This is a genomic window from Methylorubrum sp. B1-46 (assembly GCF_021117295.1).
In the GTDB taxonomy this organism is placed as follows: domain Bacteria; phylum Pseudomonadota; class Alphaproteobacteria; order Rhizobiales; family Beijerinckiaceae; genus Methylobacterium.
On sequence record NZ_CP088247.1, the window covers coordinates 3482513 to 3505010 of the forward strand.

The following is a 22498-nucleotide window of genomic DNA, read 5'->3' on the forward strand; positions in this document are numbered from 1 at the left end:
TTGCCGCCCGTGCAGGGCGACCGATGGAGTCCGGCTCAGTGAGCGGCGCTGCCGGCGCCCCACACATAGATGGATGCGAACAGGAACAGCCACACCACATCGACGAAGTGCCAGTACCAGGCAGCGAATTCGAAGCCGAGATGCTGCTTGGGAGTGAAGTCACCCTGGTAGGTGCGCAGCAGGCAGACGGCGAGGAAGATCGTGCCGATGATGACGTGGGCGCCGTGGAAGCCCGTCGCCATGAAGAAGGTCGCCGAGTAGATCGAGCCCGAGAAGCCGAAATGGGCGTGGGCGTACTCGTAGGCCTGACAGGCGGTGAACAGCACACCGAGGATGATGGTGAGCCACAGGCCGTACTTCAGGCCCTTGCGGTCGCCGTGCAGCAGGGCGTGGTGGGCCCAGGTGATCGTGGTGCCCGAGGTGAGCAGGATCAGCGTGTTGAGGAGCGGCAAGTGCCAGGGATCGAACGCCTCGATGCCCTTGGGCGGCCACATGCCGCCGGTGAACTCGACGCGCTGGGGCTGAATCGGGTCGGCCGTGTAGAGCGCGGCCTCGAAATAGGCCCAGAACCACGCCACGAAGAACATCACCTCGGAGGCGATGAACATGATCATGCCGTAGCGGTGATGGAGCTGGACGACGCGGGTATGGTCGCCGGAATTGGCCTCGTGCGTGACGTCGCGCCACCACGACAGCATGGTGTATAGCACGCCGAGCGTGCCGGCGCCGAACACGTAGGGACCGATGGCGAGGCCGCCGGCGGAGAGACCCTTCATCCAGAAGACGGCGCCGAAAGCCATCAGGAATCCGGAGAACGCGCCCAGCAGCGGCCACGGGCTCGGATTGATGATGTGGTAATCGTGGTTCTTGGCGTGCGCCCCGGCCATCGCGATGGTTCTCCCTAAGCCCTTGCCCGTCACCGCCTGACGGCCGGGCTCTGTTGCCTTGGAGGTCCGGCGGGACCGGACCTCGGTTGAAACCCCTCTATCGCGGCGCCCGAGCCATTGTCACGCTTAGGGCCCCGCGATCCCTCAAAAATTGCGCGTGGGTGCGGGCTTGGCCGCTTCCGCCACCGGCGCGCCGTTCTTCGAGGGGTAGTAGGTGTAGGACAGCGTCATCTCCGAGAGGATGCCGATGTCCGGATCCTTGCGCAGGGCCGGATCGACGTAGAACACCAGCGGGAATTCCGCCGTCTCGCCCGGCTGCAGCGTGTGCTCGTCGAAGCAGAAGCACTGCACCTTGACGAAGTAGCTGCCCATCAGATCCGGCTGCACGTTGAACACGGCGATGCCGGCCGTGGGCGCGGGGCCGGTATTCGTCACCTTGAAGAACACGGTCGCCGTCTGGCCGGGCACCGCCTCGACCCGCGACTGCTCCGGCTGGAAGCGCCAAGACAGGGTTTTGGCGACGTTGGTGTCGAAGCGGACCGAGATCGGCGCCAGGGCCTCACCCGTCGGGGCAGAAGGGGCTGCGCCGACGAGCGGAGTACCGCCGTAGCCGGTCGCCTTGCAGAACATGGAGTAGAGCGGCGCCGAGACGGCCGCGAGGCCGCCCATGCCGAGCACGACGCCGGCGCAGGCCAGCACCGTCCAGCGGGCGCCGCGCGCCGCTTGGCTTTGCCTCTCACTCACATCCGTCATCGGTTTACGCCCTCAGAGCGGCCGCTGCAGAACCTGCGGCCCGAGCTTCGCGATCGTCAGCACGAAGAAGATCAGCACCAGGGCGCCCAGCGTCAGGGCGATGGCGATCGAGCGCTTACGGCGGGTCTTGGCCTCTTCCGGCGTCAGCGGACGCACGCCTTCCGGCAGATCGGACATCTCAGGCCTCACGCCACGACCGCACGGAACAGTCCGAGCCCCTGCTCGGCGAGCAGCGCCGAGAAGAGCAGGAACAGGTAGAGGATCGAGAAGGCGAACAGGCCCATCGCCGCCTTGCGCTCGGCCTCACCCTCGCGCAGCCGGTAGACCTGCACCGCGCCCGCCAGCATGCCGAGGCCGCCGAGCACGCCGACGACGGCGTAGAGCCAGCCGCCGAAGCCGAGCCAGACCGGCACGAGGGCGAGCGGGGCGAGCAGCAGGGAGTACCAGACGATCTGGCGACGGGTGGAATCGGGGCCGGCGACGTTCGGCATCATCGGGATGCCGGCGCGGGCATATTCGCCGCTCTTGACCAGCGCCAGCGCCCAGAAATGCGGCGGCGTCCAGATGAAGATGATCGCGAACAGCACCAGCGACTCGATGCCGACATGGCCGGTCACGGCCGCCTGACCCACCACCGGGGGGAGGGCGCCGGCAGCACCGCCGATGACGATGTTCTGCGCGGTCGCCCGCTTCAGCCACATCGAGTAGATCACGGCGTAGAAGACGATGGTGAAGGCGAGAAGCCCCGCGGCGAGCCAGTTCGAGGCCAGGCCGAGGATCAGCACCGAGCCGACCGAGAGCACGACCCCGAAGGTCAGCGCCTCATCGGGACGGATGCGCCCGTCCGGGATCGGCCGCTTGGCGGTGCGGGTCATCAGCGCGTCGATGTCGGCGTCCCACCACATATTGAGGCAGCCGGACGCGCCGGCCCCGACGGCGATCATCAAGAGCGAGATCGCGGCGATGACCGGGTTCACGGTGGCATCCGACACCACCATGCCGACGAGCGCGGTGAAGATGACGAGCACCATCACCCGCGGCTTCAGCAGGGCGAAAAAGTCGGAGACTTCGCCGCCCGCGGCGGAGGTGAGCGACACGCGGCCGGCGTCGGCGCTCAGGCTGTTCGACAGGCTCGTCATGGAAACCGTGATCTGACGCTTGTTCTGTTGGTCTCGGATCGCGCCGTTCTCGGCGCCGCCCTTTGCGGGAGGCCTCACCCAAGCGGTGAGGCCACCGGGAAAGAGCGAGGACCGCCTCAGGCGGTCCTCGCGATCCTTGTTGTCTCGACCGCCTTAGTGGGCCGGCTCGTCGACGATCTTGGGGAGCGTCTCGAACTGGTGGAAGGGCGGCGGTGAGGACAGGGTCCATTCCAGGGTGGTGGCACCCTCGCCCCACGGATTGTCCGCGGCGCGGGCCTTGGAGCGGAAGGCCAGCACGATGCCGATCACGAACACGACCATGCTGAGGGCGAAGACGTGACCGCCGAGCGTCGCGACCTTGTGCCAGCCGGCGAAGGCTTCCGGGTAGTCGGCGTAGCGACGCGGCATGCCGGCGAGACCCAGGAAGTGCATCGGGAAGAACAGGACGTTCGCGCCGATGAAGGCCAGCCAGAAGTGCAGCTTGCCCGCCCATTCCGGAATGATGTGACCGGTCATCTTCGGGAACCAGTAGTAGACACCGGCGAAGATGATGAACACGGCGCCGAGCGAGAGCACGTAGTGGAAGTGCGCCACCACGTAGTAGGTGTCGTGCAGGTACTTATCGACCGAGGAGTTCGCGAGCACGACGCCGGTGACGCCGCCGACCGTGAACAGGAAGATGAAGCCCACCGCCCAGTGCATCGCCGCGGTGAAGCGGATCGAACCGCCCCACATCGTCGCGATCCAGGAGAAGATCTTCACGCCGGTCGGCACCGCGATCACCATGGTCGCGAAGACGAAGTAGGACTGCGTCTGGAGCGACAGGCCGACGGTGTACATGTGGTGGGCCCACACGACGAAGCCGACGACGCCGATGGCGACCATGGCGTAGGCCATGGCGAGGTAGCCGAAGACGGGCTTCTTCGAGAAGGTGGCGATGATGTGCGAGACGATGCCGAAGGCCGGCAGGATCATCACGTACACTTCCGGGTGACCGAAGAACCAGAACAGGTGCTGGTAGAGCACCGGATCGCCGCCGCCGGCCGGATCGAAGAAGGTGGTGCCGAAGTTACGATCGGTGAGCAGCATCGTGATCGCGCCGGCGAGGACCGGGAGCGACAGGAGCAGCAGGAAGGCGGTGACGAGCTCGGCCCAGGCGAACAGCGGCATCTTGTGCAGCGTCATGCCGGGGGCGCGCATGTTGAGGATGGTGGTGATGAAGTTGATCGCGCCGAGGATCGAGCCCGCACCGGCGAGGTGGAGCGAGAAGATGGCGAAATCGACCGCCGCGCCCGGATGGCCGGCCGAGGAGGAAAGCGGCGGGTAGACGGTCCAGCCGGTGCCGGCACCGGACGATCCCGGCGAGCCTTCCACGAAGAGCGAGCAGAGGAGGCAGGCAAAGCCCGACACCGTCAGCCAGAACGAGATGTTGTTCATCCGCGGGAAGGCCATGTCCGGTGCGCCGATCATCAGCGGGACGAACCAGTTGCCGAAGCCGCCGATGAGGGCGGGCATCACCATGAAGAACACCATGATGAGGCCGTGGCCGGTGACGAACACGTTGTAGGTCGCCGGGTTGGAGAAGTACTGGAGCCCCGGCTCTTCCATTTCCATACGGATGCCGAAGGACAGGAACGCGCCGATGATGCCCGCCATGAAGGCGAAGATCAGGTAGAGCGTGCCGATGTCCTTGTGGTTCGTCGAGAGGAACCAGCGGGCGAAGAAGGAGGGCTTGTGGTCGTGGTGGGCGTCATGCCCGGCATGTGCTGTGGCGGTGGCCATCGATCCTTGCCTTAATCAGATGTCTGTCGCCTCTGGCGAATGAAGGATCGGCCGGGACAGGGGCGCCCCGGCCCGATGAAGTGTCAGCGGGCGTCCGCGAGGCGGGCGCCGTTGTCGATGGCGGCGTACTTGGTCTTCGCCTCGGTCAGCCACTCGGCATAGGCCTGCTCGCTGACCACGCGAACGGTGATCGGCATGTAGGCGTGGCGGGCACCGCAAAGCTCGGAGCACTGGCCGTAATAGGTACCCTCACGATCGGCCTTGAACCACCACTGGTTCAGGCGGCCGGGGATCGCGTCGATCTTGCCGCCGAAGGAGGGGATCGCCCAGGAGTGGATCACGTCCTCGGAGGTGACCTGCACCTTCACGATCTTGCCGACCGGAACGACCATGTCATTGTCGGTGGCGAGAAGCTTCGGCTGCTGCTCCTCGTCGACGTTGGCGTCGAAGGTGAAGCCGCCCTTGTCGCCCTCGGCCGGGTAGACGTAGGACCAGTACCACGCGTGGCCGACCACCTTCACGACGACGTCGGCCTTCGGGTCCGAGAGCTGCGTGCGCAGGGTGCGGAACGAGGGGATCGCCACCGCCACGAGGATCAGGACCGGGATGATGGTCCAGGCCACCTCGATCATCGTGTTGTGCGTGGTGCGCGACGGCGTGGGGTTCGCCTTCTCGCTGAACTTGAAGATGCAGTAGAGAATGAGGCCGAGAACGAAGACCGAGATGATGAAGGCGAGCCAGTGCAGCCCGTGCTCGAAGTTGAGGAGGTCGACGGCCTCGGCCGTGACCGGGACCTGACGGCTCATCTGCCACGGCTCGGGCTGGCCGATGCCGGCCGCGAGAGCGGAGGAGGACGAACCGAGGAGAGCGCCGAATGCGGCGAGCCCCCACGATGACCGATATTGCGCCTGCGTCGTCCGCATATCCCCGCTTGGCTCCCCTGATGCCTATGGTTTGTTTGCCCTTGAATTTGCCGACCAGCGTCGCAAATCCGAGGACTGCCCGACCTTGTCGCGGGCCTTGCCGGTTCCGGCGGGACCGTGTCGCTGCCGGATGGGCGGTTGCGACGTAGAACCATACTGATCGTAAAACCGCAACCGCAACAGCACCGCCAAGCGTCGCTTGGACGCGGGATCAGGCTTGCGTCACGAGCAATTTGGCTGCCTCTGGGGATACGGATGCGGGATTTCAGCCGGAAACCGGAAGACGACTTTCGCGGGGATGGACCCGCGACGTCGATCAGGGTCGGAACTCTTGTCGTCGCCTACGATGCGCCCGAGGCCCGGCCCGACGCCCGTGCGCTCGCCGTCGAGATGCCCGTCAACGTCATCTACGGCACCGTGCCCTACGCGGTGATGATGCTGACGCCGGCCGATCTGGAAGACTTCGCCTACGGCTTCAGCCTGACCGAGGGCGTGATCGAATCCCCCGACGAGATCCGTGGCGTCACGGTCGAGCTCGGCGAGGGCGGCCTGCGGCTCCTCGTCGATCTCGCGCCGGGGCGGCTGCGCGAGCACCTCGCCCGCAAGCGCGCGATCAGCGGCCGCACCGGCTGTGGCGTCTGCGGCATCGAGGACCTCGCCGCTCTGCCGACCGCCAAGACGCGGTCCGGCCAAGGCTCGCATAAAGGTCCGCAGGTGACTTTGGCGGCGATCCAGACGGCGCTGACGGCGCTCTTCGACCGCCAGACCCTCAACCGGGAGACCCGCGCGGTCCATGCCGCCGGGTGGGCGGGGCTCGATGGAACGCTGGTGGCGGTGCGCGAGGACGTCGGCCGCCACAATGCTCTGGATAAGTGCATCGGAGCGCTGCTGCGCGAGGGCGTGCGGCCGGACGAGGGCTTCCTCGTCATCACCAGCCGCTGCTCGTTCGAGATGGCGGAGAAGGCCGCAACCCTCGGCGCTTCGGTTCTGGTGGCGATCTCCGCTCCAACCTCACTCGCCATCGAGCGGGCGCGCTGCCACGACATGACGCTCTGCGCCATCGCCCGGTCCGACACGCTCACCGTGTTCTCGGGGCGCGAGCGGCTCCTGCTGGCCGGGGAGGACGGCTGAGCCGTCCCCCAGCCGAGACCGCCTCAGTCGGCGGCGCCGGCCTCACCGGTGCCGCCGGGAACGACCGTCGCCCCGCCGATCACCCGGACGTTCTTGCGCGGCCCGTCGGCCGGCGGATCCTGCCAGCCCTTGCCCGCGGCCGGCGCAGGCTTCGAGCCAGCGGTCTTGTCGGCGGTCTTGGTGGGCTCCTTCGCGGCGTCACCGGCCGCATCCTTGGCAGGCTCGGGCTTGACGGATTCCTTGGCCGGTTCCGGCGGCGCCGCATTCGTCTTCGGCTCGACCGCCTTGGCCTCCTTCGTATTCGGCTTCGCTGGTTCTGATCGGGCCGCGGGCGTCATCCCGGAGGAACCGGCGGGACCGGAACCGAGGGAGGGCTCCGGAGCGGTCGGGGCGATTCGCGCCTGGGACGGGAGCTTGGGCGCCGGAGCGGGTCGGGCAGCCGCGCGCCGCAGCGTCTCGGAGCGGCCGACCGCGTCCGGATTGACGCCGAGGGGATTGGCCTCCTGCCGTCCCGGCGGCGGCACGCGTTCGATGCGGGCCTCGCGCGGCGCGCCCCGCTCGGCTCCCAAGGGCGCATTGCGCAGGCCGGGCACCGAGGGGATGTCGGCGGGCGGCACGATGCGCTCCGCCTCGCGGATCGGACGGCGGGCGCGCAGGTCGTCTTCGGTCCAGCCGTAGCCGGGCGCCGCCGGCCGGACGCGCTCGGAGGGATAGTAGACGCCGCCGAGCGGCTCGCGCCCGATCACGCCGCCCTCGCGGGCATCGACTACGAGACGCAGACGCTGGCCGCGGGGGCTCGTCGCCTCGACGCGGTAGTGGCGCCCATCGTAACGGGGGCGGGCGATCTCGGTGAAGCCGCGGTCGCGCAGGTCGTCGACGACCTCGCGCGGCGGCAGCAGGCCGTCCTCCTCGACATAGACGGCGCGCGGCGGACCGTAGACCTCGCGGTAGAAACCCTGGGCGGCGGCAGCCTGCAGTCCTGCCCCTGTCAGGAACAGGGCAGTCAGACCGAAGCCGAGGCCGCGACGCAGCGCCACTCCCTCGCGGCGACCGAGCGCAAGACGGCCGAAGACATGACGGCTCGAAGCCATAGGACCTCTCGAACCAAGCTGGACTGAGAAGGAAGGTCCCGGGAGCCCGCTGTTGACCGCGGGTCCCCCGGCGTCACGGCAGACGCGATCCCCGCATTCCCTCCGTGCCGGCAAGGTTTTCTAAACGATTGAATGGGGCGACATTGCGGACCGGCACGGAACCTGCCAGGGCCATAGGGGCGCTGCCGTGCGGCCAGGCACGTCGCGCCGGCGAACCCCGCGACGATCCTCGGCTGCGCGGCACGAAGCCAAGGCATGTTCAAAAGGCTGGCGGTGGCGGCCAGCGGCCCCTTGCTGGAATGAATGAAATCTGGCAACGTCCCGCTATAGGACAGCAAGACTGTCCCATTTGTCGCGCTTACCTTTCGTCGTGCTTGGCCGTTGGGCGAGCTTTGGGGATTCATCACGTGATCGACGTGACGTCCGAACGAGCTGATAAACCGGCGATCGCCAATGCGATCCGGGCGAACGCCGGCTGAACAGGCCGGGGTTTCAGCCCGCGGGTTGGCGGGCGGTTCCGGCAGGAAGAACCCCACCAGACCCGACTTGAAAATGATGGCGCCGGCCCGATCACCGATGGTGTTCGGGCATGAAACATGCTCGCGTGCGGGCAGGGTCGGAGATCTGCGGACGATGCGTGAAATCCCGTCTGAACTGTCGGTGCCGGCCGTGATCGGCGAGAAGGCCGCCCCGTCGCGGGCCGGCGCCACGCCGCTGATCCTGCGCGATCCGGCGCTGCCGCGGGCGCAGGGCGCCTACGATCCGGCCCACGAGCGCGATGCCTGCGGCGTCGGCTTCGTCGCGGACATGCACGACCGGCGCAGCCACACCATCGTCCAGCAGGGTCTCAAGATCCTGGAGAACATCGACCACCGCGGCGCGGTCGGTGCCGACCCGACCATGGGCGACGGCTGCGGCATCCTCACCCAGATCCCGCACGGCTTCTTCTCGGAGGAGTGCTCGCGCCTCGGCTTCGAGCTGCCGCCGGCCGGCCAGTACGCCATCGGCCAATTCTTCATGCCGAAGGAAGCGGAGGCCCGCGCCGCCATCGAGGCGATCGTCGAGAAGACGCTCGGCGACGAGGGCCTGCCGCTGCTCGGCTGGCGCGACGTGCCCGTCGACTCGACAGACCTCGGCAAGGCCGTGAAGGAGACCGAGCCGCATCACCGTCAGGTCTTCATCGGCTGCCCCGCGAGCATCACCGATCAGGATGCCTTCGAGCGGCGTGTCTTCATCGCCCGCAAGGTGATCTCGAACCAGGTCTACGGCCTCGACGACGTGCGGGCGAAGACCTTCTACCCCGTGTCGGTGTCGAGCCGGACGATCGTCTACAAGGGCATGGTGCTCGTGCACCAGCTCGGCCACTACTATCTCGACCTGAAGGACACCCGCTTCGTCTCGGCGCTGGCGCTCGTCCATCAGCGCTTCGCGACGAACACCTTCCCGACCTGGCGCCTGTCGCACCCCTACCGGATGGTCGCGCATAACGGCGAGATCAACACGCTGCGCGGCAACGTGAACTGGATGGCCGCGCGCCAGGCCAGTGTCGATTCGGAGCTGTTCGGCAACGACATCTCGAAGCTCTGGCCGATCTCCTACGAGGGCCAGTCCGACACCGCCTGCTTCGACAACGCGCTCGAATTCCTCGTGCAGGGCGGCTACTCGCTCGCCCACGCGATGATGATGCTCATCCCCGAGGCCTGGGCCGGCAACCCGCTGATGGGCGAGGAGCGGCGCGCCTTCTACGAGTACCACGCCGCGCTGATGGAGCCGTGGGACGGCCCCGCCGCGGTCGCCTTCACCGACGGCCGCCAGATCGGCGCCACGCTCGACCGCAACGGTCTGCGCCCCGCCCGCTACATCGTCACCGATGACGGCCTCGTCGTGCTCGCCTCCGAGATGGGCGTGCTGCCGATCCCGGACGAGAAGATCGTCCAGTCCTGGCGCCTGCAGCCGGGCCGGATGCTGCTGATCGATCTCGAGAAGGGCCGCATCGTCTCCGACGAGGAGATCAAGGGCGAACTCGCCTCGGCGCACCCCTATGCCGAGTGGGTGAAGAACACCCAGATCGTGCTGGAGGAGCTGCACCCGATCAGCCCGCGCGCCTCGCGCACGGACGTGTCGCTGCTCGATCGCCAGCAGGCCTTCGGCTACACCCAGGAAGACCTCAAGCTGCTCATGGCCCCGATGGCCGTGACCGGCCAGGAGGCGGTCGGCTCGATGGGCTCGGACACGCCGCTCTCGGCGCTCTCCGACAAGCCCAAGCTGCTCTACACCTACTTCAAGCAGAACTTCGCGCAGGTCACCAACCCGCCGATCGATCCGATCCGCGAGGAGGCCGTGATGAGCCTCGTCTCGTTCATCGGCCCGCGCCCGAACCTGCTCGACATGGAGGGTGCCTCGCGCCGCAAGCGGCTCGAGGTGCGCCAGCCGATCCTGACCAACGGCGACCTCGAGAAGATCCGCTCGATCTCGCATTTCGAGGACCGTTTCGACACCCGGACGCTCGACATCACCTACGCGGCCGAGTCCGGTGCGGCGGCGATGGAGGGCGCGCTCGACCGCCTGTGCGACCGGGCCGAGGTCGCGGTGCGCGGCGGCTACAACATCATCATCCTGTCCGACCGGATGGTCGGGCCGGACCGCATCCCGATCCCGGCGCTGCTGGCGACCGCGGCCGTCCACAACTACCTGATCCGCAAGGGGCTTCGTACCTCGGTCGGCCTCGTGGTCGAGTCGGGCGAGCCGCGCGAGGTGCATCACTTCGCGTGCCTGGCCGGCTACGGCGCGGAAGCCGTGAACCCGTACCTCGCCTTCGAGACGCTGATCGCGATGAAGGACGAGTTCCCGCCGGATCTCACCAACGACGAGATCATCTACCGCTACATCAAGTCGATCGATAAGGGTCTGCTCAAGGTCATGTCCAAGATGGGCATCTCGACCTACCAGTCCTATTGCGGCGCGCAGATCTTCGACGCGATCGGCCTGAACTCGGACTTCGTGGCGAAGGACTTCTTCGGCACGGCGACGACCGTCGAGGGTATCGGCATGGCCGAGGTCGCCCAGGAGACGGCGCTTCGCCATCAGGACGCCTTCGGCGATGCCCCGATCTACCGCAACGCGCTCGATGTCGGCGGCGAGTACGCCTATCGGCTCCGCGGCGAGACCCACACCTGGACGCCCGACACGGTGGCCACGCTGCAGCACGCGGTGCGCCTCGGCGCGGCCGAGCGCTACCGCGAATACGCCCGGCTGGTGAACGAGCAGGAGAACCACCTCAAGACCCTGCGCGGCCTGTTCCGGATCAAGACCGCCGCCGATCTCGGGCGTGAGCCGGTCGACATCGCGGCGGTCGAGCCGGCCGCCGAGATCGTCAAGCGCTTCGCCACGGGCGCCATGTCCTACGGGTCGATCTCGAAGGAGGCGCACGAGACGCTCGCCATCGCGATGAACTCGTTCGGCGGTCGCTCGAATTCGGGTGAGGGCGGCGAAGAGCCGCGCCGGTTCGTCACCGGGCCGGACGGTCGCTCGCGCCGCTCCGCCATCAAGCAGGTCGCCTCGGGCCGCTTCGGCGTCACGACCGAGTACCTCGTCAACGGCGACATGGTGCAGATCAAGGTCGCGCAGGGCGCCAAGCCCGGCGAGGGCGGCCAGCTGCCCGGCCACAAGGTCGACGCCAAGATCGCCAAGGTCCGCTACGCGACGCCGGGCGTCGGCCTGATCTCGCCGCCGCCGCACCACGACATCTACTCGATCGAGGATCTGGCTCAGCTCATCTTCGACCTGAAGAACGTGAACCCGGCGGCCGACATCTCGGTCAAGCTCGTCTCCGAGGTCGGCGTCGGCACGGTCGCGGCGGGCGTGGCCAAGGCGCGCGCCGACCACATCACGATCTCCGGCTTCGACGGCGGGACGGGCGCGGCCCCGCTCACCTCGATCAAGCACGCGGGCGGTCCCTGGGAGACGGGTCTGGCCGAGACGCAGCAGACCCTCGTGATGAACGGCCTGCGCGGCCGCGTCGCGCTTCAGGCCGACGGCGGCATCCGCACCGGCAAGGACGTGATGATCGCGGTGCTGCTCGGCGCCGACCAGATCGGCTTCTCGACTGCGCCGCTGATCGCAGCCGGCTGCATCATGATGCGCAAGTGCCACCTCAACACCTGCCCGGTGGGCGTCGCCACCCAGGATCCGGTGCTGCGCAAGCGCTTCAAGGGCACGCCTGAGCACGTCATCAACTACTTCTTCTTCGTGGCCGAAGAGCTGCGGGAGCTGATGGCGGCGATGGGCTTCACCCGGCTGGAGGACCTGATCGGCCGCTCCGATCTCCTCGACAAGCGCGAGGCGATCGAGCACTGGAAGGCGCGTGGCCTCGACTTCTCGAAGCTGTTCCACCGGCCCGACGTGGGTCCGGAGGTGGCGATCCGGCATGTCGAGACGCAGCACCACCCGATCGACACGGTGCTCGACCGCCGCCTGATCGCGGGGGCCGAGCGGGCGATCGAGACCGGGGAGCCGGTCGTGCTCACCGACGTGATCCGCAACTCGGATCGCGCTGCGGGCGCCATGCTCTCTGGCGCGGTCGCCAAGAAGTACGGCCATGACGGCCTGCCCGACGACACCATCGTGGTGAAGCTGAGCGGCACCGCCGGCCAGAGCTTCGGCGCGTGGCTCGCCGCCGGCGTCACCCTCGATCTGACCGGCCACGGCAACGACTATGTCGGCAAGGGCCTGTCGGGCGGCAAGCTGATCATCCGTCCGAGCGACGCGCTGAAGGCGCCGCCCGCGCGCACGATCATGGCCGGCAACACCGTGCTCTACGGGGCGATCGCGGGCGAGTGCTACATCCGGGGTGCGGCGGGCGAACGCTTCGCCGTGCGCAACTCGGGCGCCATCACGGTGGTCGAGGGCATGGGCGACCATGGCTGCGAGTACATGACCGGCGGCGTCGTGGTCTCGATCGGCGTGACGGGCCGTAACTTCGCGGCGGGCATGTCCGGCGGCATCGCCTACGTGCTCGACGAGGACGGCTCGTTCCGCGACCGCTGCAACCTGTCGATGGTCGATCTGGAGCCGGTGGAGGAAGAGGACGACATCATGCGCCGCTTCCACCAGGACGGCGACCTGGAGACCAAAGGCCGGGTCGACATCCTCGCCGACATGTCGGGCCACGACGAGGAGCGGTTGTCGCAGCTTCTGACGAACCACCTGAAGTACACGGGTTCGCCCAAAGCCAAGCAGATCCTCGACGACTGGGCGGGCTACCGCACCAAGTTCGTCAAGGTGATGCCGGTCGAGTACCGCCGGGCCCTGCGCGAGATGGAAATGGCGCGCATGCCGGTGGCGGCGGAGTAGCCAGACGTCACACGGCTGCGTTCTTTCGCGCCATACGGTCGGCGGCACTGGCCGCCGACCGCCTCACAGCGATACGGACAGACGGCAAGGCCGCGTGGTCGAGGGATCCGCGCCTGCAAAGGGTTGATCGATGGGCAAGGTCACAGGGTTCCTCGAATACGACCGGCAGGAGCAGAAGTATCAGCTCGCCGCCGACCGCATTCGGCACTTCCGCGAATTCACGCTGCCGCTCGATGAGCACGACCTGTCGAAACAGGCCGCGCGCTGCATGGATTGCGGCATCCCGTTCTGCCACGGCCCGACCGGCTGCCCGGTCCACAACCAGATCCCGGACTGGAACGACCTCGTCTACCAGTCGGACTGGGAGGAGGCTGCGCGCAACCTCCACTCTACCAACAACTTCCCGGAATTCACCGGCCGCATCTGCCCGGCGCCCTGCGAGGAGGCCTGCACACTCAACCTCGAGAACCAGCCGGTCGCGATCAAGACGATCGAGCAGGCGATCGCGGACCGCGCCTGGAACAATGGGTGGGTGAAGCCCGAGCCGTCGGCGACCCGCACCGGCAAGCGCGTGGCGGTGATCGGTTCCGGCCCGGCCGGCATGGCGGCGGCGCAGCAGCTCGCCCGCGTCGGCCATGATGTCCACGTCTACGAGCGCGAGCCCAAGGCCGGCGGCCTGCTGCGTTACGGCATCCCCGACTTCAAGATGGAGAAGCGCCATATCGACCGGCGTGTGAAGCAGATGGAGGCCGAGGGCGTCGTCTTCCACTACAAGGCCAATATCGGCGTGAACGTGCCGCTGGAGGACCTGACGAGCCAGTTCGACGCCGTGCTGTTCTGCGGCGGCGCCGAAGAGCCGCGCAACCCGCAGCTTCCGGGCCAGGAGCTCGACGGCGTGCACTACGCCATGCCCTACCTCGTGCAGTCGAACCGCCGGGTCGGCGCCGAGCCGATGCCCGGCAACGGTGAGCTGCCGATCCTGGCCGCCGGCAAAAACGTCGTCGTCATCGGCGGCGGCGACACGGCCTCCGACTGCGTCGGCACCGCCTTCCGCCAGGGCGCGCTCTCGGTGACGCAGCTTGACATCCGGCCGCGTCCGCCCGAGCGCGAGGACAAACTGACGGTATGGCCCTATTGGCCGACCAAGATGCGTACCTCGTCGAGCCAGGCGGAAGGCGCCGAGCGCGAGTTCCAGGCCGCGACCCTGCGGTTGGAGGGCAACCGCAAGGGACAGCTCACCGGCGTGGTCTGCGCCCGCGTGGACGAGCGGCGCCAGCCGATCGAGGGCAGCGAGTTCGTGCTGCCGGCCGACCTCGTCTTCATGGCGATCGGCTTCGCCGGCTCGGTGCGCAAGGGCCTGCTCGAAGAGTCGGGTGTGGCGATGGACAAGCGCGACAACGTCATCGCCAACGACGAGGACTACCTGACCTCGAACCCGAAGATCTACGTCGCCGGCGACATGCGCCGCGGCCAGTCCTTGGTGGTCTGGGCGATCCGCGAGGGCCGTCAGGCCGCCCGCTCGATCGACGAGACGCTGATGGGCGCGACCGTGCTGCCGCGCTGAGCCGCTTCCATCCAGACGAGATGGGGCCATCGCCTGAAGGCGGTGGCCCTTTTCGTTGGGTCCTACGGCAGGTCAGGGAGACGCGCCGCCGGAACCGGTTTGGTCGCGGACTTCCCACAGGTAACCCGATCCGTCGCGGGTGATCCGGCCGCGGGTCGCGAGATGCATCCCGGCGACATCCAGTCCCTCGGTGGCAGCTTGGTCCAGGATACGGCGGCGTGTAGCGATCGCCTCCGCCGGGTCGGCGTCCCAGATCACGGTCCAGTCCGGATGCGGCATCTGCAGCACGCGCGAGTGCAGGATGTCGCCCCAGATCAGCAGCCGCTCCGATCCGTCCTCGATCAGCACGCCGGCATGGCCCGGCGTGTGCCCTGGCAGCGGCAGGAACGAGACGCCGGGGGCGAGCTCCGCCCCGCCGGAGACGCGGCGCACCCTTCCGGCATAGGCCGCCAGCACGGCCTGCGCGGTGGCGAAGAAGACGGCCATCGCGGCGGGCGCCCGGGCGCGCGCGCCTTCATCCGACCAGAAGGCCGCCTCCCGCTCCTGCACGACCAGCTCCGCCCCGGTGAAGCGGGCGCGGCCCTCCCCCGTGAGGAGGCCGCCGACATGGTCCGCATGGAGATGGGTCAGCCAGACCGTGTCGATCTGATCGGGCGCCACGCCTTCCGCCGCGAGCGCCGCCGTGACCTGGCCAAAATCCGGCCCGAACACGGTTCCGCAGCCGGCATCGAGCAGCCAGTTGCGGCCACCGCGCCGGATCAGGAATGCGTTGACCGGCTCCGGCGAGGGACCGCCCGGCGGGAGACCGGCCTGCGCGAGCAGGGCGCGCCCGGCCTCGCTGTCGGCGTCTGGGATCATGCTCGGCTGGAGCGGAAACAGACCGTCGCGCAGCGGCGTGACGGTGTAGGCCCCGACGCGCGAGGCGGAGCCGGGGGCCGCCCGAACCTCGGCAATCCGCAGGAGCGGCAGGCCGACGCCCGCGGCGAGGACGGATCGTCGGGTCGGGAGGAAGGGCATCGACGGCGGGTCCGAATCCGTTGAGCGGAGCCCCTGATCCTGACCGACCTCGTCGCCAAGGCCAGGGGCGGCGTCCCGCCATCCTCAGGGAATCGCTCCCGATCCCGCTCCAGGCCGCCCGCGCCGGTGCGACCGGACGAGGTGGGCCCTCCTCACCCTTCGATGAGAACCTATCCAGGCGGCCAGCGGAAATCGTCCGCCCGGCCCGGCTGCGGCAGGGGCGCGGCGCCACGCTGTAGGCTGCGCTCGCGGGTGCCGGTGGCGTCGCCCTCCTGCGGGCGGCCGGTGAGCAGGGTCCCGCCCGGCGAGGTCTCGGTGCGGCCGAGCGGCACCACCGGTCCTGCGGCGGGCTTGACCGGCAGGCTCGGGATGCCGGGCGGCTCGGGCAGGCTCGGCAGCATCGCGGTGATCTTGCGGTCGATCGCGGCGGTGTCCTCGCTGCCGAGCCCGGCCCCGCCCTCACCGGGCGTAGCTGCGACCGCGGCGGCGGGTTGCTCGGAGGGAAGGCCACCCTTCGCCCCCATCAGGCGCTTCAGCTCCACGTCGGCGAAGTGGGCGACCTTGCGCGAGCCGGCGGCGGTGAAGTGGATGCCGTCGGAGGTGCGCAGCCGCGCCTCCTGGCCGTCCACGTCCGGCCCCGAAGCCGTGAAGCGGTTGCGGTCGTCGACGAAGCCCTGCCAGATCTCGGCATAGGATTGGCCGGCCCGCTGCACGCGCTCGCGCACGAGGTCGTTGATCGCCGCGAAGTCGCGGCTCAGGCTCTCGCTGCGGACCGGCGGCAGGCCGACCCAGACCAACGGCACCTTGTGCTCGGCGAACACCTTCGCCACCGCATCGACCCGTGCGCCGTAGAGCTCGCGCCACTTGTCGGAGAGCGCCTCGTAGCTCTGGTCGCCCTCGCGGATCGCCTGCCGGTCGTTCACGCCGACCATCATCAGCGCGTAGGAGAGGTTGGGCGTGGCCTTGAGGGCCTCCTCGGCGGTCTTGGCCCAATCGACCAGATCCTTGCGGACGAGGCCGCTATCGGCCTTCGAGCGGTCGAGCACGGCGATCTCGGCATTGTCGGAGAACGCCTCGTCGACCCCCTTGGCGAGGTAGCTTGCGAGCGAGTCGCCGAAGACGGCGATCTGAGTCGTCGGCGTCGTCTTCGGGACCTTGGCCTTGGGCTGCGCCACCGTAGGGGCGGGGCTCGGCCGGCGGCGGCGCGCGGCGCGCTCCTCGTCCGAGCGGCCGGTCGCCGTGGGTGCGGGCGCGGGCGCGCGGGGGCGCTGCGGCCGGGCATAGCCGGGCGTGGGCTGCGGCGGCGGGGTCGGCTGAGCGCGCGGCTGGTCCTCCCACGGCCAGTAGAATTGGCGCGGCGCTTCCTGCGGCGGCGGCGCCCGGCGGACGGGGGCCCGGCCGTAATCGTCGGCATAGGCGCCCCGCGCCCGGCGGCGCGGGGGCGGGGCGGTGTAGGGATCGGCGGCCGGCGCGTCGTAGCTATCGCCCCATTGTGCCGCGGCCGGCTGCGGCAGCACGGACCACGCGGCGGCGAGCGAGAGAACGGCGAGGGCGAGAAGGCCGAGGATCGCAGGCCAACGCGGAAACGCGGTGCGATCGGTCGGGCGGCGTGGCATGCGCGAAGCCTCGATCGAAGGGGAGGGGCCGGAGGCCGGGCCCGAAGTTCGACAGGATAACGCGTGGAAGCCGGCGCGTCTAAGTGCACCTCATAAAACGCCCGATCACCGGCCGTTCTCGCTCTGGAGACGACAGCGCAGCGGGCGTTTTGTGAGAGACACTAAGGCCGTCTCTCCAGGCGCTCCAGCAGGGCCGGCCGGGCGTAGCCGTCCGCGGGCAGACCTTCGCGGATCTGGTACTGCCGCACCGCCTCACGCAGCTTCGGGCCGGCCCGCCCGTCCTGTTCGCCGGCATAGAGCTCTTGGGCCGCGAGTCCGGCCTGAAGGCGCTTGAGACCCGGCCCGTCGAGGCGGGCGGCGCCGCTTGGCCAAGCGGCCGCGAGCGCCGGACCGCCGGCCAGCCGGTCGGCGAGGTGGCCGACCGCGAGCGCGTAGGAATCGCTGGTATTGTAGCCGCGGATCACCTCGAAATTGTCGGTGATGAGAAAGACCGGGCTCCCAAGCCCTCCGGGCAGGAACAGGCTCGCCTCGCCGTTCGCGGGCAGGGGCTTGCCGTCGGTGCGGCGCACGCCGCGAGCGGTGAAGTCGGCGAGGGGCCCGCGATAGCGGGTCAGGTCGAAATCCTTCGGCAGGCTGACTTCGTAGCCCCAGGACAGGCCGGGCTTCCAGCCGAGCGATCGCAGGTAATGGGCGATGGACGCCAGCGAATCGGCCTCCGAGCGCCAGATGTCGCGCCGGCCGTCGCCGTCGAAATCGACCGCCTCCCGCAGGTAGACCGAGGGCAGGAACTGCACCTGCCCCATGGCGCCGGCCCAGGAGCCGACCATCCGCGCCGGCTCGATGTCGCCGTTCTCGAGGATCTGGAGGGCGGCCAGTAATTCGTCGCGAAACAGGCTGCCGCGATATCGGGCGAAAGCCAGGCTCGCCAGCGCCCGGACCGTCGGCAGGGAGCCGGCGCTGGCGCCGAAATCCGACTCGACACCCCAGAAGGCCAGCACGACCGAGCGTGGCACGCCGGTCTTCGCCTCGATCGCCGCAAGCGTCGCCGCGAGCCGCTTGCCCTGCGCCTGTCCCCTGGCGATGCGGGCCCCTGACACCGCGCCAACGAGGTAATCCCAGACCGGCCGGCTGAACTCGCCCTGGCGGCGGGTGCGGGCGACGACGTCGGGGTCCGGTCCGTTCAAGCCGGCGAAGGCTGCGTCGAAGGTTTTTTGTGAGATGCCGCGGGCCGTAGCGTCCGAGCGCAGGGACGCGACGAAGCCCGAGAAATCGCCGTCTTGCGCCCGCGCCGGCCCCGCCAGCAGCGCGAGCACGAGGAGGGCAGCGCGGAGTGTGCTCACCGGCGGTTCCGCTTCACCAGGGCGTCCTCCCAGGCCAATGCCTGGGCGACGATGGCATCGAGGTCGTCGTGCTTCGAGGTCCAGCCGAGTTCATTGCGGATGCGATCGGCGCCGGCGATGATCTGGGCCGGATCACCAGGGCGGCGGGGCGACAGGCGCACCTCGAAGTCGCGGCCGGAGATGCGCTTGACCACCTCCACCACCTCCAAGACCGAGTAGCCTCGGCCGTAGCCGCAATTGAGCGTCAGGCTCTCTCCGCCGCCGCGCAGGTGGTCGAGCACGACCATGTGCGCGTCCGCCAGATCCGAGACCTGGATGTAGTCGCGCAGGCAGGAGCCGTCGCGCGTCGGATAGTCGGTGCCGAACACCTCCAGATGCGTGCGCTGGCCGAGCGCGGCCTGGGTCGCCACCTTGATGAGGTGGGTGGCGGCCGGCATCGACTGCCCGGAGCGCCCGCGCGGATCGGCCCCGGCCACATTGAAGTAGCGCAGGATGCCGTAGGTGAAGCCGTGCGCGGCGGCAGCGTCGGCGAGCATCCACTCGCTCATCAGCTTCGAGCGGCCGTAGGGGTTGATCGGGTTCGTCGCCAGCGTCTCGGGCACCGGCACGATCTCCGGCTCGCCATAGACCGCGGCCGTGGAGGAGAAGATGAAGTGTTTGACGTTCGTGCGCGCCGCGGTCTCGATCAGCGCCCGCGTCTTCACGGTGTTGGCGAGGTAGTAGCCGAGCGGATCGGCGACCGATTCCGGCACCACGATCTTGGCCGCGAAATGCGCGACCGCATCGATCCGGTGGCGCAGGATCGTCTCGGTGACGAGGCCTTGGTCGGCCACGTCGCCGACGACGAGCCGAACTTCCGAGGGCAGGGCCCAATCGTAGCCCGTCGAGAGATCGTCGAGGACCACGACCTCCTCGTGGCCGGCATCGACCAGCGCGAGCACCATATGGCTGCCGATATAGCCCGCACCGCCCGTGACCAGAACCGCCATCGTGTCCCCCGATCCGTCTTCCGCCATCCGTCGGCGGAAGCTTCAAGCCCTGTTTAATGACGAAATCCTGCCAATCACACCCAAGCGGGGCTGTTAGCGGCCGCCCGCGTCCTATTTGATCTCCGTCGATCAGGGCTTGCCCCGACCAACGCCAAAAACGGGTCCCGCCACATGAAACCAATCCGCAAGGCCGTTCTTCCCGTCGCGGGCCTCGGCACGCGCTTCCTGCCGGCCACCAAGGCCGTGCCGAAGGAGATGCTCACCGTCGTCGATCGCCCGGTCGTCCAGCACGTCGTCGACGAGGCGCGCGAAGCCGGCATCGAACATTTCATCTTCGTCACCGGCCGCGGCAAGGCGGTGATCGAGGATCACTTCGACATCGCGTTCGAACTCGACCACACCCTGCAGGCGCGCGGCAAGACGGCCGCCTACGAGGAACTGAAGAAGGACCTGCCCAAGGCGGGACAGACCAGCTTCACCCGCCAGCAGGCGCCGCTCGGCCTCGGTCACGCGGTCTGGTGCGCCCGCGAGATCGTCGGCGACGAGCCCTTCGCGGTGCTGCTGCCCGACATGCTCAGCCGCGGCTGCATGAGCCAGATGCTCAAGGCCTACGAGCAGCACGGCGGCAACGTCATCGCCGTCGAGGAGGTCAAGCCCGAGGAGACGCACCAGTACGGCATCGTCGCGGTCGGCGAGACCTTCGGCCAGACCTTCGAGATCACCGGCATGGTCGAGAAGCCGAAGCAGGGCACCGCGCCCTCGAATTTCATCATCTCCGGCCGCTACATCCTCCAACCCGAGATTTTCTCGATCCTGGAGCGGGGCGAGACCGGCGCTGGCGGCGAGATCCAGCTCACCGACGCGATGATCCGGCTGGCCGAGCAGCAGAAGTTCTACGGCATGCGCTTCGACGGGCGCACCTACGATACCGGCTCCAAGATCGGCTTCCTCACCGCCAACCTCGCCTACGGCCTGGAGCGTCCGGAACTCGCCGACGCTCTGAAGGCAGAAATTCGGGTCCTTCTCGGCGCTGAATAAGGGTTCCATGCGCGAGCGAGACCCGTCCATGCGCCGGCCGCATGTGGAAACGTTATCAGCACCCTTGCGATTTGTGCAGCGCGATGCGATTTGTGCGTTGCGAGATCGCGATGGCGTCGCGGTCCCGTAGCCCTTCTTGGGCGTTTCCTCCCTAGACTTCGGGCCGTCCTTCGGGGCGGCCTTTTTTCTTGCCCGAAGCGCAGCCGCAGCAACGCCACGGAATCGGCCGACCGACTCCTACTCGGCTGCCATGCGGAGGGACGACGCCTCCACCGTCTCGGCCGCGACCCCGGCGAAGACCCTGGCCAGGTTGTCCGCCAGCGCCGCGAAGCCGGCCGTCAGCGCCAGCGATTGCTCGTTCATGTAGAGCGCGCGGTTGATCTCGATCTGCAGCGCGTGCCGCCCGAGGCCCGGCTCGCCGTAATGCTCGGTGATGAAGCCGCCGGCATAGGGCTTGTTGCGCACCACCCGGTAGCCCAGGGCCCTCAGGCGGCTCTCGACGCCCTCCACTAGGGACGGCAGGCAGGCTGTGCCGAAGCGGTCGCCGAGCACGAAGTCGGCCTGGGCGCTCTCGTCGCGCCCGAGGCTCGACGAGGGCATCGAGTGGCAATCGATCAGGAAGGCCCGGCCGAAGCTCCGCGCCGTGCGGTGGATCAGGCCGCGCAGGGTCCGGTGATAGGGTTTGTAGAGCGTCTCGATGCGCTGCACCGCCTCCTCCACCGGAAGGCGCTCCCGATAGATCTCCTGCCCGTCGGCGACGATGCGCGGCACCGTGCCCAGGCCTCCCGCCACCCGCATGGAGCGGGTGTTGGCGAAGGAGGGCAGGCGGCCGGCGAACATGCGCGGGTCGAGTTCGTAGGGTTCGCGGTTCACGTCGAGATAGGCGCGGGGGAAGTTCGCCCGCATCAAGGGCGCACCGAGGCCGACGACCGAGGCGAACAGTCGATCGACATGAGCGTCCTCCGAGCGGCGTAGCGACAGCGCGTCGAGCCGTGAGGCGGCGAGGAAGGAGGAGGGATAATGCGCACCGGAATGGGGCGCGTTGAACACGAAGGGAATCGCGTGCTGCGCCGGCTCGTCCACGACGAAGGGTGGATCGAACGCCTCGGGTCCGTCGGGCTGTGAAGGGCTCATCGAGAGGCGGAGGCCTGCGCGTGGCACGGAAGGGACATCGCGCCAGTTTGCGGCGCCGCGTTCGCCCTGTCCACCATGCGGCGCACAGAGCTGCGAGCGGGGCACGACAGGGCGCGGAGATTGTCGGATGCGGCGCGACACCGGCCCCGTTTAACGCTCTGTTTACCAAGCCGCAGCTTTATGAAATGAACACCCACCGAGCATGTCTCGCAAAGCGCCGGCCGCGCTGTCGTGCCCTCGATCGGCATGGTAGCGACCGAGCGTTATCCTGAGACACTCCAAGGCGCATGGGCACCGGGACGCCGTTCGATGAAGATCCTGCTCGCGGAAGACGACAACGACATGCGCCGGTTTCTGGCCAAGGCGCTCCAGAACGCCGGCTACGACGTGCTGTCCTTCGACAATGGCCTGTCCGCCTATAACCGCCTGCGCGAGGAGCCGTTCGAGCTTCTCCTGACCGATATCGTCATGCCGGAGATGGACGGCATCGAACTGGCACGCCGCGCCACCGAACTCGATCCAGACATCAAGGTGATGTTCATCACGGGCTTTGCCGCGGTGGCGCTGAACCCGGATTCGAAGGCGCCGAAGGATGCGAAGGTGCTCTCCAAGCCCTTCCACCTGCGTGACCTCGTCAACGAGGTCGAGAAGCTTCTCGCCGCCTAAGCGGACGCTCGCGCGGCGATCGCCCGCCGCTGTGTCCCGGCCGCAGTAGGAAGATCCGCGCGCCTCGCCTATATCC

17 protein-coding genes are annotated in these 22498 nt (G+C 68.5%); 5 read left to right on the forward strand and 12 right to left on the reverse strand.

The genetic code is table 11. The features are described from left to right. Window positions 1-35 precede the first annotated feature (35 nt). From LPC10_RS16175 to coxB, 6 genes are all read right to left on the reverse strand, one after another. A complete protein-coding gene (locus tag LPC10_RS16175; RefSeq protein ID WP_231343362.1) occupies window positions 36-887 on the reverse strand; it encodes a cytochrome c oxidase subunit 3 in 852 nt (283 codons plus the stop codon). A gap of 144 nt (window positions 888-1031) precedes the next feature. Then, on the reverse strand, window positions 1032-1640 hold the full coding sequence (locus tag LPC10_RS16180) for a cytochrome c oxidase assembly protein (RefSeq protein ID WP_231343364.1): 609 nt from the start codon (window positions 1638-1640) through the stop codon (window positions 1032-1034). Window positions 1641-1652: 12 nt separating this feature from the next. Next, window positions 1653-1817, reverse strand: coding sequence for a hypothetical protein (locus LPC10_RS16185; RefSeq protein ID WP_162940560.1), 165 nt, complete (start codon window positions 1815-1817; stop codon window positions 1653-1655). Window positions 1818-1825: 8 nt separating this feature from the next. Next, a complete protein-coding gene (locus tag LPC10_RS16190) occupies window positions 1826-2779 on the reverse strand; it encodes a heme o synthase (RefSeq protein ID WP_231343372.1) in 954 nt (317 codons plus the stop codon). Between the two features lie 153 nt (window positions 2780-2932). Further along, window positions 2933-4561, reverse strand: a complete 1629-nt coding sequence (gene ctaD, locus LPC10_RS16195) for a cytochrome c oxidase subunit I (RefSeq protein ID WP_231343374.1) — start codon at window positions 4559-4561, stop codon at window positions 2933-2935. Between the two features lie 83 nt (window positions 4562-4644). Beyond that, window positions 4645-5484 carry a cytochrome c oxidase subunit II gene (gene coxB, locus LPC10_RS16200; protein WP_231343389.1) on the reverse strand — a complete coding sequence of 280 codons (840 nt, stop codon included), beginning with the start codon at window positions 5482-5484 and terminating at the stop codon, window positions 4645-4647. A 255-nt stretch (window positions 5485-5739) separates the two neighbouring features. Between coxB and fdhD the strand changes: the two genes are divergently transcribed. After that, window positions 5740-6615: a formate dehydrogenase accessory sulfurtransferase FdhD gene (gene fdhD, locus LPC10_RS16205; protein ID WP_231343407.1), complete on the forward strand. Its 876-nt coding sequence runs from the start codon at window positions 5740-5742 to the stop codon at window positions 6613-6615. A gap of 23 nt (window positions 6616-6638) precedes the next feature. Here fdhD and LPC10_RS16210 read toward each other — a convergent pair whose 3' ends face one another. Then, window positions 6639-7706, reverse strand: a complete 1068-nt coding sequence (locus LPC10_RS16210) for a hypothetical protein (RefSeq protein ID WP_231343409.1) — start codon at window positions 7704-7706, stop codon at window positions 6639-6641. Window positions 7707-8339: 633 nt separating this feature from the next. Here LPC10_RS16210 and gltB point away from each other — a divergent pair. Beyond that, on the forward strand, window positions 8340-13058 hold the full coding sequence (gltB, locus tag LPC10_RS16215) for a glutamate synthase large subunit (RefSeq protein ID WP_231343411.1): 4719 nt from the start codon (window positions 8340-8342) through the stop codon (window positions 13056-13058). 130 nt (window positions 13059-13188) lie between these two features. After that, a complete protein-coding gene (locus LPC10_RS16220; RefSeq protein ID WP_231343413.1) occupies window positions 13189-14622 on the forward strand; it encodes a glutamate synthase subunit beta in 1434 nt (477 codons plus the stop codon). A gap of 72 nt (window positions 14623-14694) precedes the next feature. Here the strand turns inward: LPC10_RS16220 and LPC10_RS16225 are convergent, their stop codons facing one another. From LPC10_RS16225 to galE, 4 genes are all read right to left on the reverse strand, one after another. Then, the gene (locus LPC10_RS16225; protein ID WP_231343415.1) at window positions 14695-15639 is read right to left on the reverse strand and encodes an MBL fold metallo-hydrolase; all 945 of its coding nucleotides are present in this window, start codon (window positions 15637-15639) and stop codon (window positions 14695-14697) included. Between the two features lie 170 nt (window positions 15640-15809). Beyond that, window positions 15810-17255, reverse strand: coding sequence for an SGNH family hydrolase (locus LPC10_RS16230; RefSeq protein WP_231343417.1), 1446 nt, complete (start codon window positions 17253-17255; stop codon window positions 15810-15812). Between the two features lie 161 nt (window positions 17256-17416). Continuing rightward, a complete protein-coding gene (locus tag LPC10_RS16235; RefSeq protein WP_231343418.1) occupies window positions 17417-18595 on the reverse strand; it encodes a lytic murein transglycosylase in 1179 nt (392 codons plus the stop codon). Beyond that, window positions 18592-19584, reverse strand: a complete 993-nt coding sequence (gene galE / locus LPC10_RS16240) for a UDP-glucose 4-epimerase GalE (RefSeq protein WP_231343420.1) — start codon at window positions 19582-19584, stop codon at window positions 18592-18594. Before galE ends, LPC10_RS16235 begins: the two co-directional genes overlap by 4 nt. 171 nt (window positions 19585-19755) lie before the next feature. Here galE and galU point away from each other — a divergent pair, with 171 nt between their 5' ends. Then, window positions 19756-20622 (forward strand): UTP--glucose-1-phosphate uridylyltransferase GalU, encoded by an 867-nt coding sequence (gene galU / locus LPC10_RS16245; protein WP_231343427.1) that lies wholly within the window; start codon window positions 19756-19758, stop codon window positions 20620-20622. Between the two features lie 237 nt (window positions 20623-20859). Here galU and LPC10_RS16250 read toward each other — a convergent pair whose 3' ends face one another. Then, the gene (locus LPC10_RS16250) at window positions 20860-21756 is read right to left on the reverse strand and encodes an N-formylglutamate amidohydrolase (RefSeq protein ID WP_231343435.1); all 897 of its coding nucleotides are present in this window, start codon (window positions 21754-21756) and stop codon (window positions 20860-20862) included. A gap of 309 nt (window positions 21757-22065) precedes the next feature. Here LPC10_RS16250 and cpdR point away from each other — a divergent pair, with 309 nt between their 5' ends. After that, entirely contained in the window at window positions 22066-22422 is a 357-nt protein-coding gene (gene cpdR / locus LPC10_RS16255) for a cell cycle two-component system response regulator CpdR (RefSeq protein ID WP_003603128.1), read from the forward strand. The last annotated feature ends 76 nt before the right edge of the window (window positions 22423-22498 follow it).